12 protein-coding genes are annotated in these 17,292 nt (G+C 41.6%); 6 read left to right on the forward strand and 6 right to left on the reverse strand.

The features are described 5' to 3' along the window. The first annotated feature begins 170 nt into the window (after positions 1-170). Positions 171-974 (forward strand): thioesterase family protein, encoded by an 804-nt coding sequence (locus CSB87_RS17255; RefSeq protein WP_004887705.1) that lies wholly within the window; start codon positions 171-173, stop codon positions 972-974. A 61-nt stretch (positions 975-1,035) separates the two neighbouring features. Here the strand turns inward: CSB87_RS17255 and CSB87_RS17260 are convergent, their stop codons facing one another. Continuing rightward, entirely contained in the window at positions 1,036-4,518 is a 3,483-nt protein-coding gene (locus tag CSB87_RS17260) for an indolepyruvate ferredoxin oxidoreductase family protein (RefSeq protein WP_004887704.1), read from the reverse strand. A 204-nt stretch (positions 4,519-4,722) separates the two neighbouring features. Here CSB87_RS17260 and CSB87_RS17265 point away from each other — a divergent pair, with 204 nt between their 5' ends. After that, positions 4,723-5,664, forward strand: a complete 942-nt coding sequence (locus CSB87_RS17265; RefSeq protein ID WP_004887703.1) for a LysR family transcriptional regulator — start codon at positions 4,723-4,725, stop codon at positions 5,662-5,664. A gap of 251 nt (positions 5,665-5,915) precedes the next feature. Here CSB87_RS17265 and CSB87_RS17270 read toward each other — a convergent pair whose 3' ends face one another. From CSB87_RS17270 to CSB87_RS17290, 5 genes are read right to left on the reverse strand one after another with little or no spacing between them, the layout of a single operon-like run. Then, a complete protein-coding gene (locus CSB87_RS17270; protein WP_004887701.1) occupies positions 5,916-6,818 on the reverse strand; it encodes a hydroxymethylglutaryl-CoA lyase in 903 nt (300 codons plus the stop codon). Then, positions 6,815-8,806: an acetyl/propionyl/methylcrotonyl-CoA carboxylase subunit alpha gene (locus tag CSB87_RS17275; RefSeq protein ID WP_031952489.1), complete on the reverse strand. Its 1,992-nt coding sequence runs from the start codon at positions 8,804-8,806 to the stop codon at positions 6,815-6,817. The genes CSB87_RS17270 and CSB87_RS17275 overlap by 4 nt, the downstream gene beginning before the upstream one ends. A gap of 11 nt (positions 8,807-8,817) precedes the next feature. Further along, positions 8,818-9,621: an enoyl-CoA hydratase/isomerase family protein gene (locus tag CSB87_RS17280; RefSeq protein ID WP_004887697.1), complete on the reverse strand. Its 804-nt coding sequence runs from the start codon at positions 9,619-9,621 to the stop codon at positions 8,818-8,820. Between the two features lie 9 nt (positions 9,622-9,630). Continuing rightward, positions 9,631-11,232, reverse strand: a complete 1,602-nt coding sequence (locus CSB87_RS17285; protein ID WP_004887694.1) for a carboxyl transferase domain-containing protein — start codon at positions 11,230-11,232, stop codon at positions 9,631-9,633. Positions 11,233-11,256: 24 nt separating this feature from the next. Continuing rightward, positions 11,257-12,429, reverse strand: coding sequence for an isovaleryl-CoA dehydrogenase (locus CSB87_RS17290; RefSeq protein ID WP_004887693.1), 1,173 nt, complete (start codon positions 12,427-12,429; stop codon positions 11,257-11,259). Between the two features lie 144 nt (positions 12,430-12,573). Here CSB87_RS17290 and CSB87_RS17295 point away from each other — a divergent pair, with 144 nt between their 5' ends. The 4 genes from CSB87_RS17295 to CSB87_RS17310 all read left to right on the forward strand — a co-directional run bounded on the left by CSB87_RS17295 (position 12,574) and on the right by CSB87_RS17310 (position 17,266). Then, positions 12,574-13,191, forward strand: coding sequence for a TetR/AcrR family transcriptional regulator (locus CSB87_RS17295; protein ID WP_000120687.1), 618 nt, complete (start codon positions 12,574-12,576; stop codon positions 13,189-13,191). Positions 13,192-13,301: 110 nt separating this feature from the next. After that, positions 13,302-14,996 carry an AMP-binding protein gene (locus CSB87_RS17300; RefSeq protein ID WP_004887690.1) on the forward strand — a complete coding sequence of 565 codons (1,695 nt, stop codon included), beginning with the start codon at positions 13,302-13,304 and terminating at the stop codon, positions 14,994-14,996. Between the two features lie 71 nt (positions 14,997-15,067). Beyond that, entirely contained in the window at positions 15,068-15,739 is a 672-nt protein-coding gene (locus tag CSB87_RS17305) for a class I SAM-dependent methyltransferase (protein ID WP_004887689.1), read from the forward strand. A 243-nt stretch (positions 15,740-15,982) separates the two neighbouring features. Continuing rightward, positions 15,983-17,266: a DcaP family trimeric outer membrane transporter gene (locus CSB87_RS17310; RefSeq protein WP_009501081.1), complete on the forward strand. Its 1,284-nt coding sequence runs from the start codon at positions 15,983-15,985 to the stop codon at positions 17,264-17,266. Positions 17,267-17,292 lie beyond the last annotated feature (26 nt).

The raw sequence follows: 17,292 nt of genomic DNA on the forward strand, positions 1-17,292 counted from the left end.
GTGAAATTGACATACGAAATTTTACCTATTGATTAAATTTGTAAATTTAGACTCATCAGTTTTTGGTAGGAAAAACCAGTTGAGACAAAGAAATAGAGGGTTAACATAAGTATTAAAACGTGAATTTTCATCAAATATTGATGTTGGACAAGGACTAAGGAAAGAAAATCATGAATGCTTATTATCAATTACTGAATAGAACAATTGGTCCTCAAGGTGAAGTGATTGCTCATTATTGCTCAACTGTTCATGCGCAAGGTGCTTGGAACCCTCATGAACAGCATATGGCGCCTGCAAGTGGCGTGATCGCAGTAGAGTTAGAACAGTTTTCACCACGACAAGATATGCGAATTGGTCGAATTAGTTTTGATATTTTTGGATTGATTGCATTTGGTGAATTTACGATTAAAACACATGTCATTCGTGCCGGTAAAACGATTGAATTGATTGAAGCAGAACTACAAGCACAAGGTAAAACTTGTATTGTGGCTAGAGCATGGCGCATGTGCACTCAAGACAGTTCCGATATTGCTGGGCTTGAAGATCAACCAATTCATCATCCAGATACTTTTACCGAATGGACAGGTATGAAAAGATGGCCGGGTGGTTTTATCCAGACATTAGTCACTAAAACTGATGATCAGCATCGTGCGGGCAAAGGCATTGTTTGGCTAAACAATCATAAAGAAATAGTTGAAGGGCAGCCGACCACAGATTTTGCGCATTTGATCGGTATGGTAGATACCGCAAACGGCATTGTCCCAAGACAAGAAGGAGAATTTACTTGGGGCTTCCCAAATCTTGATTTACAAATCCACATGCACCGTTATCCGCAAGGTAAATGGTTAGGTCTGGAAACCGTTCAGCAATATGGTTCGGATGGCATTGGTTTAACCAGTGCAGTTTTACATGATGTGTATGGTCCATTTGGACGAAGCGAGCAGATTTTGACTTTACGTAAAATGACTAAATAAATTTTTGAGCCAATAAAAAAAGTCATCCCCAAGGATGACTTTTTTTATTGAGATTTAATTGTTAGTTACGGACTTTTAGCAATGTTGGCGTAAGCTCATCCCAACGTTGTTTTGCAGCGTCCATTGCTTTCATTTTGATATGACCATAACCGCGGACTTCTGCCGGTAATTTTGCAATTTGTTCAGCAACTGCCAAGTTATGATTGTCTGGTGTCTCAACAAGTGTTTCAACAAATGCGATGTAACGGTCACGCCAAGCTTGTTCGTGTTGACGTTCTTCTTGACGCGCAAATGGGTCAAGGAAAGTTTCACGAAGCCATTGTAAGCGAGCGAGCATCATCATCGGGAAACGCATCCAGTAACCAAACGCACGTTTACGGACATTTTTCAGACCACCAAGTAACGCTGGTGGAGCAAGATGATAGGTTAAACGTAAGCCTTTACCGAATTGGGTTTCAATTGATTCTTTGAAGCTTTTACCTGTTAGTAGACGTGCAACTTCATATTCATCTTTATAAGCCATAACTCTGTAAAGCTGAGTTGCAATCGTACCTGTTAACTCTTCTGGTAACTTTTTAGCTGCCAATTCTACAAGAGTGCGGTATTTAGCTGCATAAGCTTCATTCCAGTAGTCTGTTAGACGAGCAGAACGGTCTTCAACAAGTTCAGCTAAAGTTTGCGGAGTTTTGGTTTTTGGCATTGCTGCAAGTAAACGAGCAGCTAAAGTCGGGTCACTTGCAAGATGACAACCTACACGGAAAGCTTCAAGGTTCTTTTCAACAGCCGTACCATTTAGGCGAATTGCTTTTTCAATACTTTCACGTAATAGCGGAATGCGACCAGATTGCCATGCCATACCGAGCAATAACTGGTTGGTATAAATTGAATCACCTAAGAGCTGAGTTGCAATACGAGCCGCTGGCAGAGAAACCAGCTGACCTTGACGAACACGACCACGGAGACGGTCAATTAAATCGGTAATAGGCGCATACCAGTCACGAGATTTAATAAACTCAGAAGTAGGGGTACTGTCTTCATTCACAATAACTAAAGCATCATCTTTTAAACGAGATAGAGCAGCGCTACCACCAGCGACTACGGCATCTGCACCGATGAGTAATTCACATTGACCCGCTGGAATTTTGGTAGAAGAAATTTGCTCATCACTTGCTGCAAGTTGAACGTATGAATAAACCGTACCACCTTTTTGGGCAAGGCCGGCCATGTCCATAACACGTGTTGCTTTACCTTCGAGGTGAGCCGCCATACCAAGCAGTGCACCAATAGTCACAACACCTGTACCACCAATACCACCGACCATAATACGACTTGGAACGTCATATAACTGAGGAATAACGGGTGATGTTGGCCAGCCTGCACCAATACCTTCAAATTTAGCAGGACGTTTCATATCACGTGTATGAACAGTCACAAAGCTTGGGCAAAACCCTTCGGCACAAGTGAAGTCTTTATTACAGCTACTTTGGTTAATTTGACGTTTAGTCCCTAAAGCAGTCTCTACTGGCTCAATAGATAAACAGTTTGATTTTTTAGAACAGTCGCCACAACCTTCGCAAATATCACTGTTAATGTATAAACGCTCAGCTGGGTCAGGGTAGGCATCACGTTTACGGCGACGGCGTTTTTCACTGGCACAGGTTTGTACATAAATTAAAGCGGTTACACCTGAAACTTCACGTAGCTCACGTTGAACTGCATCAAGCTCATTACGGTGGCGAATTTCTACACCCGCTGCAATACCGTCTTCTTCATTTAATAATTTAACTTCATCAGTGACAATCACTTGTTTTTTAATACCTTCGGCAGCGAGCTGGCGAGTTAACTGTGCAACGCTCAAATGCCCATCTACATGCTGACCACCTGTCATAGCGACCGCATCGTTGTAGAGGATTTTGTAGGTGATATTTGTTTTTGCAGCGATAGATTGACGAATTGCTAAGTAACCAGAGTGGAAATAGGTTCCATCACCAAGATTAGCAAAAATGTGTTTTTCATTGGTAAATGGTGATGCACCCACCCAACTTACACCTTCACCGCCCATTTGAGAGAACGTTTCGGTACCACGGTCAAGCGAAACAGCAATATAGTGACAACCGATACCGCCTAACGCACGACTACCTTCAGGAACGACTGTTGATGAGTTATGTGGGCAACCACTACAGAAATATGGTTTACGTTCAGCAAGATCAATCACACGTTTTGATTCTTGCTCTGCTTTTAGCAGTAAGTCGATTCTGCTTTGGATTTGTGCTTTTAAGCTTTCTGGAATATCTAGTTTTAAGAAGCGAGCAGCTAGCATTTTTGCAATCGGTTCAGGCTGATACTCATAGTGACCAATGAGCGGTGCTTCTTCAATAGAGGTACTCCATTCACCTTTGCCATCAATCGCTTTACCAATAACACGAGGACGTTTGTCATCAGGAAGTGAGTACAACTCATCTTTAATTTGTGTCTCAAGAATTGGACGTTTTTCTTCAACAACAATTAGCTCTTCTAAACCTTCGGCAAATTCACGTAGACCTTGTGGTTCTAGAGGCCAAATCAGCCCAACTTGATAAACACGTAACCCAAGCTGTTGGGCTGTTTCATCCTCAATACCTAAAATACGTAGGGCTTCAATGGTATCTAAATAACCTTTACCACTTGCAGCAATACCAATACGGGCATTTTCACAAGGCCATGTTACGGTATTGATTTTATTCGCACGGGCATAAGCCAAAACAGCAGGTAAGCGATATTTATAAAGACGTTCTTCTTGTTGAATGCCATGATCTGGCCAACGAATATTAACGCCACCCTCTGGGAAATTGACATCTTTTGGTATAACAGGAGTGACACGGTCTAAATCGACATGAACAGAAGCTGAAGTTTCTACAATTTCACTGACCAGCTTCATGGAAGTCCACAGACCAGAAAAACGTGAAACAGCAATGGCATGAACACCAAAGTCTAAAATTTGTTGAACGGATGTTGGGTAGAAAATTGGAATACCGCAACCAATCATGACATGTTCAGACTGGTGGGGAATTGTAGAAGATTTACAAGAGTGGTCATCACCAAATAAAGCAACGACACCACCACGTTCAGAGGTACCAGCTAAGTTAGCATGGCGGAGTACGTCGCCTGAACGGTCAACACCCGGGCCTTTACCATACCACCATGAAGACACTCCATCATATTTGCCTTGACCTGAAAGGTTAACTTGTTGGGTACCCCAAATTGCGGTAGCAGCCAAGTCTTCATTTACGCCAGGTTGAAATACAACATTATGGGATTTAAGTAATCCTTGAACTTGCCAAAGGAAACTATCATAGTTACCAACAGGAGAACCGCGATAACCAGAAATAAAACCAGCAGTATGATAACCATTAATCGCGTCACGGCGAGTTTGGGCAAGAGGCAAACGAACAAGCGCCTGAATGCCGGTCATATATGCTGTACCGTTATCACTTACATATTTATCTTCAAGTGACACATCCTTTGTTGCAATAATATTTGGAGTGACTTTTGTAGCTATATTCATTTATATCTCCTTAGAATTTTTAGTAGCTCGGACTACTTTCTTTTTTCAACATCCAGTTGAATATTTGGAGCAAGTGACATACGAAATAAAAAAAGATCGGTTCCTCTTCTTAAAAAGAATTGGTGCCAATGTATGTACATTTAGTCATTGTGGTTGAACTAAACTGGTGCAACAATCCGTAATTTAGGAAAACATATTTACGTTATGCGCAAAAATCTCGATGGTGGACTATTGCATGCTATGCATGCATTCCTGAAAGTGATTGATAGCGGGAGTTTCACAGCAGCAGCTGAGCAGATGGATCTGACCACAGCACAGGTTTCACGTCTTATCAGCGAGCTAGAAACACGCTTAGGTACAAAATTAATACAACGCTCAACGCGCCAGCAGGCCCTCACTGATATTGGTGCGACTTATGCAGAGCGCTGTCGCCAAGTCATTTCAATGGTGGATGAAGCGGAGTCAGAAGTCACCGGAACAGCTTCTAAACCCAAAGGCCGTTTACGCGTGTTAAGTATGGGAAGCTTTGGGCATCATTATGTTTTTCCAGTGATGGCTGAGTTTTGTAAACATTACCCCGAATTAACCGTGGAATATACGACTTCACAATACGTTCCGGACCTGTTGGCAAAAGGGGTCGATGTTAGTCTTTATCTGACTGAATCATTAACAGACTCACGGTTTGTCGCACGCAGAATTGGCACTATTTTTTCTGTTTTATGTGCATCACCTGCTTACCTAGAAAAACATGGGATACCTGAGTCCCCCGAAGACTTAAAAAGTCATGCCTGTTTACGCTTGGTAAATCCGTCTATTACACCAGATTGGCACTTATTAAATACAAGTGGTGAGTCTTACCAAATCGACATTGGCGGGCAACTCATTGCAGATAACCCTGAGTTATTATTAGATGTGGTGCAGCAGGATATGGGCATCGCATTATTGCCGATGTTTTCGGCTTTAGATGCAGTTCAAAATGGAAGATTATGTCATATCTTGCCAGAGTGGCGTTCACCTGATATCGGGGTTTATACCTTATTGCCTTCACGCCATTTTATTGATGCCAAAACACGTGCATGGTTAGATTGGGTAGAAGAATATATTTCTCCAAGAATTGAAATGGATGCATCTTATTTTTATAAATAATGAGATAAATTTTTTAAGGATTACAATTGAAAAAGGATGAAGAATAATACGGATTAGAATAAAAATAGGGTAGAAAATGCTTCTTTTGAAAGAGGCATTTAATACAAAGATAAATAATAGATTTTAAAAAAATTGCATGAGGGATTGAGTCCCAATTCCTGAACAGAATGAGATAAAGATGAGATAGGATGATCTGGTATTTCACCTAATATTCAGCTTTATACCAGATGCTGAGCTACTTTAATTGATGACTAGGCACACTTGGTTTGCCAGTAAGCATTTGCATAATTCGACAAGCTTTTTCGGTTTAATACATTGCTAATATTTTGGCTGGCTTGCATCAGTTTTTCTAAATTAATGCCAGTTTCAAAACCCATGTGGGATAGTAAATAAAACAAATCTTCGGTCGATACATTACCTGAGGCGCCTTTGGCATAAGGGCAACCCCCAAGTCCTGCAAGAGACGAGTCAAAAACGCGAATACCTTGTTGTAAAGACTGATAAATATTGGCAATCGCCATGCCATAGGTGTTGTGGAAATGGCCGGCTAAAACCTTGCTGTCGAGCTCAGCAAGACAGGCTTGCCATACCTTTTGGACGCGATCTGGTGTTGCGGTACCAATGGTTTCACCTAAAGACACTTCATAGCAGCCCATATCATAGAGTCGTTTAACCACTTTTACGACTTGCTCAGGGGCAATTGCGCCTTCATAAGGGCAATCGACTATACAAGAGACATAACCTCGCACACGGATGTTATGGGCTTTTGCCGCGCTCATGACATCGCTAAATTTCTCAAAGCTTTCTTCGATTGAACAGTTGATATTTTTGCGGGTAAAGCTTTCCGAAGCTGCGGTAAACACGGCAACCTCTTTGCATCCGACCGCTTGAGCAGTTTCAAAACCTTTGATATTGGGGGTGAGCAGGCTAAATTGCACATCGGCTGTTTGGGGTAATAACTTAAATAGCTCGTCACTTTGAGCCATTTGTGGCACCCATTTTGCCGAAACGCATGAACCCACTTCAATTGATTTCAGGCCTGCATTAATCAGATCGTTAATGAAGTTTAAGCGTTGTTCAACTGTTAAAGCCTGCTTTTCGTTTTGAAGGCCGTCTCTGGGACCGACCTCCACGATTTTGACAAATTCACTCATGCAACTTCCTCCTGTGCAGGTTGAAATTCCACAAGCTCATCGCCAGCTTTGACCTGATCACCTACTTGGAAGTAGGAATCTACAATCACGCCGTCTTTAGGAGCACGGATGGTATATTCCATTTTCATTGCTTCAAGCGTCATTAAAATATCGTCTTTCTTCACGCTATGATTTGCACTGACTAGCACTTGAGTGACCACACCTGGCATAGGGGCTTTTAAGTGACCTTCATCGGCTTGGCTATCTGCCTGATTAAAGTCTTGGCGAATATAAGCAAACTTATAGCTTTGACCATTTTGGAACAAGGTAATACCTTGCTGACTTTGGTTAAAAGGTTGCTTTTGCTGAGTCCCACCAATTTGAATAGAGGCCGTATGTGCATCAAGCAATTGACCTGAAATCGGGTAGCTTTGGCCGTTATATTCTGCGGTGAAGCCATCTTCATTTGAGGCAAATTTGATTTGGATATTTTGGTTTAAATAATTCAGTTTAATGCTGTGCTGATAAGCAATATTTAAACGCCATAGAGGTTGAGCTTGCCAAAGCTGTTTTTGGCTTGAGCTGTTGTTATTAAGTTTGCTTAAAAACTCAATAAATGCCGCTGCCACTACCAGTTCCGGTTTGATCTCTTCAGGGCTAAACAAGAAGTTTTGTTCACGTTGAATCAGGTTGGTATCAAGCTTAGCTTGTTTAAACGATTCGCTACGTACAATCTTTTCAAGAAAGGCAATGTTGTTACCTAAGCCATCGACATGGAATTGGCTCAAAGCATTTTGCATTTGAATAAGCGCAGCTTCACGGTTTTTACCCCATACAATCAGTTTGGCAATCATCGGGTCATAATAGGTCGTGATTTCATCGCCTTCAACAATACCGCTGTCTACACGTACATATTGGTTTTGCGTTGGGTAGTGCAAATAGTCAATTTTACCGATTGCTGGTAAAAAGCCTTTTTCTGGTTCTTCGGCATAAATACGTGCTTCGAGCGCATGGCCGTGAATCTGCAATTCGTTTTGTAGTTTAGGCAAAGGTTCACCATAGGCCACACGAAGTTGCCATTCGACCAAGTCTTCACCTGTAATCATTTCAGTAACAGGATGTTCGACTTGTAGACGTGTATTCATTTCCATGAAATACGCCGTACCGTCTTGTTCTACAATAAACTCAACTGTACCTGCGCCAACATAATTTACCGCGCGTGCAGCATCAATTGCAGCTTGGCGCATTGCCTCGAGTTTCTCGCTTGGCATTTGTGGAGCAGGGGCTTCTTCTAGCACTTTTTGGTGACGGCGTTGTACCGAACAATCACGTTCAAACAAATGTACGTAGTTGCCATGTGTATCGCCAAACACTTGCACTTCAATGTGGCGCGGTTGAATCACATAACGCTCAATCAAGACATCATCATTACCAAAGCTCGATTTGGCTTCACGTTTACAAGAGGCTAAGGCATGCAGAAAATCTTCACTGCGTTCAACCAGACTCATGCCTTTACCACCGCCGCCAGCACTGGCTTTAATTAAAACAGGATAGCCAATTCGGTCTGCCTGTTGTTTTAAAAAGTCGGCATCTTGGTTGGTTCCGTGATAGCCCGGTGTTAAAGGAACACCTGCTTTTTCCATTAAAGCTTTCGAGGTTGCTTTTAAGCCCATCGCTAAAATGGCATCCACTGGCGGGCCAATAAAGCAAATGTTGTGTTGTTGGCAAGCGAGTGCAAACTGATCATTTTCAGAAAGGAAGCCGTAGCCTGGGTGAACCGCTTGGCTACCTGTATCAATGGCAGCTTGAATAATACGATCAACCTGTAAATAACTTTGTGTTGCAGGGGACTGACCAATATAAATCGCTTCATCTGCAAGTTTGACGTGTTGTGCATTTGCGTCTGCATCTGAGTAAACGGCAACCGTTCTAATACCTAATTTTTTAGCTGTACGAATTACGCGGCAGGCAATTTCGCCACGGTTCGCAATTAAAATCTTTTCAAACATGATGATCGTCCTTAATTGTTGTTATTCGAGTTAGAAACCCAAGCAGGCTGCTGTTTATTTAAAAAGGCACTCAGACCTTCTTTTGCCTCACTGCCTTGACGAACTTGAGCAATATGATGTGCTGTCTGTTGCAGCAAGTCATTGCTCATGGTCTGGTTGCTCACCATTTGAATGAGTTGTTTGGAGGCCGTTTGAGCGTGCGGGCCACCGAGTAATAGAGCATCAATAATTTCTTGAACTTTTTTATCTAGGTCTTCGGCATCTGCTACTTCGTGTGCCAAACCAATTTGTTTGGCTTCACGTGCTGAAATCCGCTCGGCAGTTAAGAAATAACGTGAGGCTTGTCTTGCACCAATCGCACGAATCACATAGGGACTAATGGTTGATGGAGCAAGTCCTAAACGAACTTCAGACGTAGCAAACTTGGCATCGGTGCTGGCAATACAAATATCACATGCCGATGCCAAACCCATGCCGCCACCAAAGGCAATGCCATGCACGCGGGCAATAGTCGGTTGTTTAAGTGTTGCAAGTGCATCAAGCATTTGGGCAAGTTTTAATGCATCTGCTTCATTTTCTGCTGAAGATGCCTGACCTGCCTGTTTCATCCAGTTCAGGTCGGCACCTGCCGAAAAGCTTTTACCGCGTCCAGCTAAAACGACCACACGTATATCATCACGTGTATTGATTTGCTTAAAGCAGGCATGCAATTCTTCAATGACTGTTGTATTAAATGCATTGTGCAATTCAGGGCGATTCAGCCAAACATAGGCAACCTGACCTTGTTGTTCGAGTTGTAAAAATTGATAGCTCATATACACCTCTTACATGCGGAACACGCCAAATTTGGTTGGCTGGATAGGGGCATTCATGGCCGCAGCCAAACTTAAACCAAGTACCTGACGGGTTTGAGCTGGGTCGATTACACCGTCATCCCAAAGGCGGGCAGAAGCATAGTACGGATGGCCTTGGCGCTCGTATTGTTCACGAATAGGTTGTTTAAACTCGTCTTCTTCTTGCGCTGACCACTGGGCACCTTTTTGCTCAATCTGGTCACGTTTTAAAGTCGAAAGTACGCTCGCTGCTTGTTCGCCGCCCATGACTGAAATACGAGAGTTGGGCCAAGTCCATAAAAAGCGTGGTGAATAAGCGCGGCCACACATACCGTAGTTACCTGCACCAAACGAACCACCAATAATCAGGGTGAGTTTAGGTACATTTGCGGTGGCAACTGCCATCACTAATTTAGCGCCGTTTTTTGCAATCCCTTCATTTTCATACTGGCGACCAACCATAAAGCCCGTAATGTTTTGTAGGAATAACAATGGAATATTGCGCTGTGTACATAGCTCAATAAAGTGCGCACCTTTTTGTGCAGACTCAGAAAATAAAATCCCGTTATTTGCAATAATGCCGACTGGCATACCATAGAGTGAAGCAAAACCAGTAATGAGGGTTGAACCAAAGCGTGCTTTGAATTCATCAAAACGAGAACCGTCTACAATACGTGCAATGACTTCACGCACATCGAAAGGTTTACGCGCATCACTTGGCACCACGCCATAGAGTTCCGATGCATCAAACAGCGGCTCATCAATTTGCTTGTTTAACTCATTTGGCTTTTTATTTAAGTTAGCAACAATGTTTCGTGCAATCGCAATGGCATGTTCATCATTTTCAGCTAAGTGATCAGCTACACCTGAAAGACGTGTGTGTACATCGCCGCCGCCTAAATCTTCACTGCTTACCACTTCGCCTGTTGCAGCTTTTACCAGAGGAGGGCCGCCTAAGAAAATCGTACCTTGATTACGGACAATAACGGTTTCATCAGACATGGCAGGCACATACGCACCACCAGCGGTACAGCTCCCCATCACCACGGCAATTTGAGCAATACCTAGGCTCGACATGCGTGCCTGATTATAGAAAATACGCCCAAAGTGATCGCGGTCTGGGAAAACCTCATCTTGCATTGGTAAATAAGCACCGCCTGAATCTACTAAATAAATACAAGGCAAGTGATTTTGTTCAGCAATTTCTTGTGCGCGTAAATGCTTTTTAACTGTAAGTGGGTAATACGTTCCGCCTTTAACCGTTGCATCGTTGGCAACGATCATGCAAGTTACGCCGTTGACCTGACCAATACCAGCAATCACACCGGCAGCAGGAACATCATCTTCATAAACGTTGTACGCTGCCAATTGACCAATTTCTAAAAATGCCGTGCCGACGTCAATCAGTTGATCAATACGTTCACGGGGTAAAAGTTTACCTCGAGCCAAATGTTTTTGTCGGGCATTTTCACCACCGCCTAAAGCAATACGCTGGGCAACCTGTTTGAGATCTGTGACCAATGTTTGCATGGCTTGCTGGTTTGTTTTGAAGTCTTCGCTTCGAACATTAATCTTGCTTTGTAATTGGTTCATAAGATGCGTCCTTATTTATAATTATTATTTGGTTTCATTGAAAAGTTCGCGGCCAATTAGCATGCGGCGAATTTCAGAAGTTCCCGCACCAATTTCATAAAGTTTGGCATCGCGCCATAAACGGCCAGCAGGGAATTCATTGATATAACCGTTGCCACCTAAAGTCTGAATGGCTTCACCAGCCATCCATGTTGCTTTTTCGGCAGCATATAAAATGGCACTTGCGGCATCTTTGCGTAAGCTGCGGTCATGATCTGCTTTGTCACATGCAGCACCAACCGCATAAACGAGAGCTTTACATGCAAGCCATGTTGAATACATATCGGCAAGTTTGCCTTGCATAAGCTGGAATTCACCTAAAGCCTGACCAAACTGTTCACGCTGATGCAAGTAGGGAATAACGACATCTAAGCAAGCATCCATAATGCCTAAAGGTCCGGCACTTAAAACTGCTCGTTCATAATCCAAACCACTCATGAGTACTTTAACCCCGTTACCCACACCACCGAGTACGTTTTCAGCAGGAACTTCTACATTGTCAAAGAACAGTGGATAAGTATTAGAACCACGCATACCGAGCTTATCTAAGTGGTTGCCGTGACTAAAGCCTTTCATACCTTTTTCAATCAAGAATGCGGTCATGCCTTTAGGGCCCGCTTGTGGATCAGTTTTAGCGTAAACGACCAGTACATCTGCATCACCGCCGTTGGTAATCCACATTTTTGAACCGTTTAAAACAAAGTGATCACCTTTTTGCTCGGCGCGTAATTTCATGCTGACCACATCAGAACCGGCATTTGGCTCAGACATGGCAAGGGCACCAACATATTCACCGGAAATTAATTTTGGTAAATACTTTTGTTTTTGCTGCCCGTTACCGTTACGGTTAATTTGGTTTACACATAAATTAGAATGAGCACCATATGACAAGCCAATAGCTGCCGAAGCACGAGAAATTTCTTGCATGGCAATAATATGAGCTAAATAACCCATATTGGCACCGCCATATTCTTCAGAAACCGTCATGCCTAAAAGGCCCATATCTCCGAATTTTTTCCAGAGATGTGCAGGGAATTTGTTGTCTTGATCAACTTGTTGGGCAATTGGTGCAATTTCCTTTGCACAAAATGCGGCTACCGAATCTTGAAGCGCAATTAAAGTTTCATCTAGACCGAAATTCAAGCTGCGTAGGTTCATGATATTTTCATCCTATTGGTTATATTTGTTGTCCATAAAATATTTTGTGGGTATTTGATAATTACCATACAATGATTTTTTGAAAAAGTGAATACAGATTCATAAAATGATTTACAATTCATTTTATTTGTTAGAGAATAAATTATGAGCTATAAACGATCATCTTTAATGCAAGAGCGGATGGAGCAAAATCGTAAATCGATTTTGAATTCAGCTAGAAAAATAATTTCAGAAGGAGGATTTAAGGACGCACAAATACAAACAATTGCAGAGCAAGCAGGTGTATCTAGTGGACTGGTTTATCGCTACTTCGATAATAAAAGCCAAGTGCTAATAGAAGTTTTGTCTGATGCCATTAATACAGAGCTATTGGTCATCGATTCGATTACCGAAAGTGACTTATCGGCAAAGCAGAAATTACACAAGGCGGTGGCAACTTTTGTAAAACGGGCACTGAATAGTCCTCAGCTTGCGTATTCACTCATGTTTGAACCTGTCGATTCCACGGTTGAACATGAGCGTTTTCGTGTGAAGCAATTGATTAAACAAAGTATTAAAAAAATACTTGCGGATGGAAATGCAAGTGGTGAGTTTGTCTTGGATGATTTAAACACAGCAGCACTTTGTGTAGTCGGTGCTATGACTTATGTGGTGGTTGAACCCCTAGACCCAGCTCAAAATACAAAGTTTGATCATGCGCACAAAGACTATTTTTCAAAACAGATTGCGGACTTTTGTGTGGATGCTGTGCAAAAGAAATAGGGCATATAAAGGATAAAACAACACAAAATAAGTAGTTTGGAAAAGTAGTTGCAGTAACAACAATTAGATCAGGTAAGAAGAGAATTAGAAGAATCAAGGAGAATGATTCAATGCAACAAGAACGGTTAAGCTACGCCTCGGGACCAAGTACACAACCCTTATTGGGTATGACCATTGGTGAACAATTTGATCAGGCCTGTCAGCAATATGCTGAAAAGGAAGCAATCGTTAGTTTTCATCAAAATAGACGATTAACCTATAAAGCTTTACAAGATGAAGTAAACGCTTTTGCTTGTAGCCTATTAAAATTGGGATTAAAAAAAGGAGACCGATTAGCGATTTGGTCACCTAACTGTGTGGAATGGACGGTAACCCAATTTGCAGCTTTTAAAGCAGGGATTATTTTAGTTAACCTGAATACAGCTTATAAAAGTCATGAACTTGAATATGTGTTGAATAAAGTCTCGTGCAAAGGATTGATTATTGCTTCTCAATTCAAAACGACGGATTATCAAGAATTACTCACAAAAATTGCCCCTGAATTAACTAATAGCCCAGATAAAGTGCTCAGTTCAGAGCGTCTGCCGCATTTAAAATTTGTCATTAAAATTGATGACCAACAACATACGGGTATTTATCGTTTTAGTGATTTAGTCACCACACCAACTTCTGAACAGCTAGAACAATTAAAACAATTAGCCAGACAGCTCCAGTTTGATGAAACCATTAATATTCAATTTACCTCAGGTACAACAGGTAACCCGAAAGGGACCATGTTAACCCACCATAATATTTTAAATAATGGTTATTTTGTCGGTGAAGGCATCCGTTTAACTGCTCAAGATAAAGTCTGTATTTCTGTGCCATTGTTCCATTGTTTTGGCATGGTGATGGGGAATCTGGCGTGTGTGACGCATGGGTCAACCATGGTCTATCCATCGGCTGTATTTAATCCTTTGGAAACTTTAAAAGCGATTCATCAAGAACGTTGCACGGCAGCTTATGGTGTACCAACCATGTTTATTGCCACTTTAGAACATGAACAGTTTAATGAGTTTGATCTTTCGAGCTTAAGAACAGGCATTATGGCAGGTAGTCCTTGTCCACGTGAAATTATGCAACGTGTCATAGACCGAATGCATATGTCGGAAATTACCATTTGTTATGGCATGACAGAAACCTCGCCAGTGAGTGTACAAAGCTCGGTAAACGATTCAATCGATAAACGGGTAAGCACAGTTGGGCATGTTCATCCGCATGTTGAAATTAAAATTGTCGATTTAGAAGGACAAATTGTTCCGCAAGGCACATTAGGTGAGTTATGCGTTCGTGGTTATTCAGTGATGGCCGGTTATTGGGGTGAAGAAGAAAAGACCCGTGAAGTGATAGATGCTGCTGGTTGGATGCATACGGGTGATATTGCCGAGATGGATCAAGACGGTTTTATTAAAATTAAAGGCCGCATTAAAGATGTCGTGATTCGCGGAGGAGAAAACCTTTTTCCAAAAGAGATTGAAGACTTTTTATATACCCATCCAGATGTAAGCGATGTACAGGTGATTGGCTTGCCAGATGCAAAATATGGTGAAGAACTTTGCGCATGCATTATTTTGCATGAGCATCACCAAGTCGATGAAGACAGCATTCGCCAATTTTGCAAAGAGCATATTTCTCATAATAAAGTGCCGCGCTATGTCCGATTTTTTAATGAGTTTCCAATGACTGCTTCTGGCAAAGCGCAAAAGTTTAAATTGCAGGAAATTATGCGAGCTGAACTTAATTTAACGGGCAATGTCTTTGACTAAATAAGTTAAAAGCTCGTTCAAAGTGCAGAAAATGATAAACCGAAAAGCAGTTTTAAAAGGGATAAAACAAAATGGCAAAAGACTTTAATAGCCCTAAAGTAGTTGAAGGATATGATGCGCATATTCGTAAATTAATTCCGGGTTATGAAGTCATCCATCTACAGGTGAATGCCATTTTACAGTCGGTGTTGCCACCCGATGCTCATGTCTTAATTGTGGGCTGTGGTACGGGTTATGAACTCGAATATTTACTTAAAAGACATCCAAACTGGAAATTTACAGCAGTCGATCCATCTTTAACCATGCTGCAAAAAGCTCAGGAGCAGGTTGAACTTTTAGGTAAATCTACCCAAGTCACTTTTGTACATGGTGATACTTCAGCACTGCCTTTGGAACCATGTTTCGATGCTGCACTTTCTATTCTTGTGGCTCATTTTATTGCAGATGACATAAAACCAGCCTTCTTTAAGGATATTTATGATCGCTTAAAAGAAAAAGCGCTTTTACTTACCTATGACCTCATGACTTGTGTAAATCCACAGCAGCTTCAAGCATTGCGTTACTTGTGCTTGGCTCAAGGGTTAACAGAAGAACAATGTCAAAAAATGTTGGAGCGTATGGCGGAGGACTTTTTTAGTTTAACGACTGAAGGATATATAAAACTTTTGGAAAAGACGGGCTTTGAAAGTGTACAGCCTTATACGCAAATTTTGACTTATCAGGGGTTTATTGCAAAAAAATAATACTATTGGGGAATATAAATAAGGGGTTAAAACTGAATATTCTCAATGTGGAAGAGAATATAAAAAATGGAAAATTAAAAAGTTGCTTTTGCTGCGTTAGGGAGGATACGGCTAAAAAATATGAGGGAAGGTCTTTCTTGTGAAAGAAAGGCAAATTTTTAAGGATCTATTTTAGATAGGTACATAACAAAAAGGATGTCGAGACTTTTAAGACTACTTAAAGGTCTAAAGGAAAATTTCATGATGAAAGTTTTAAATACAACGGTTCAAAAAAGCTTGTTGGCAGTTTCTGTGACTCTGCTTATGTCTTCTGCTTTTGCTGGTCAAGTAAACCCTGAAATAGAGCAACTTCGCCAAGAAGTAAACGAATTACGGGCAATGCTACAGGCAGATATACAAACTCAAAAATCTTTAACCCAAGAAAAAGTAGAACAAGTTGCTCCTGTGGCTACTCAAGCTCCACAATCCATACAACAAGTATTAACTAAATCGGGTACAGAATTTAACTTATATGGTTATATACGAGCAGATGCTTCTTACCAAATTAAGGGTGCATCTACGATGTATAACAATATTAGTGGGGTTCCACTTGAACATACGCCAGAAGAATCTGCCCAGAGGGACCAATTGCACAGTACGGTTTATGTGACCCGTTTCGGATTGAATTTTAAAACACCAACAACTGCTGGTGATGTGGGTGGAAAGTTAGAAATGGACTTTTTTGGGGCGGCTACTCGTGATCAGTTCCGTATACGTCATGCTTATTTAACTTTTGATAAATGGTTGATTGGTCAAACATGGTCGACATTCATTGCCCCTGAATATTACCCAGAAACAATCGATGCAGGAACATTTGTAGGCAGTGCTTTACTTAGATCGCCAATGGTTCGCTATAGCGATAATTTAACGGCAAATACAAGTTTTGCAGTATCAGTTGAAGACCCGAAATATACTGCGGCAACAGACCCAGATAACAAAATGCGTTTACCTGCTTTAGTGGGGCGTTTAAATCATAAATTTGCCAATGGTTCGATGCTTTCAGGCCGTAGTTTTGTTGCAGAAAAAAGAACCAATAATGACAGTGAATGGGCTTGGGGCGTAGGTTTCGGCGGTAAATACCAAATGACACCCGATACTTTACTTAAAGCCGATTATTACCATGTCAAAGGCGATGGACGTTTCTTATTGTGGAGCAATAGTGGCTATGCAATAGATGAGCAGAACAACATGCATAGCAATGAATTTGATACGGTGTCTTTGGGGGTAACTCATCAATTCACGCCAAAAATTCGCTCGACTTTAGCTTATGGCTATATGAAAGCTAAAGACGATAACCGTTTTGCCGAATTACACCACAATAGCACGACTCAAAACAAACAGCTTTGGCAGGGCTGGGTAAATACCATGTATAACCCATACAAGCCAATTACCTTAGGTGTTGAATATGTATATGGCGAACGAGAAACTTTCGATGGTCGAAACGGGGTGGATAACCGCTTCAACATGATAGCAAGTTATGATTTCTAAATAGCTATTCCCATCAGATGAAAGGC

Source organism: Acinetobacter sp. AR_0276, assembly GCF_003000705.1.
Classification (GTDB): domain Bacteria; phylum Pseudomonadota; class Gammaproteobacteria; order Pseudomonadales; family Moraxellaceae; genus Acinetobacter; species Acinetobacter nosocomialis.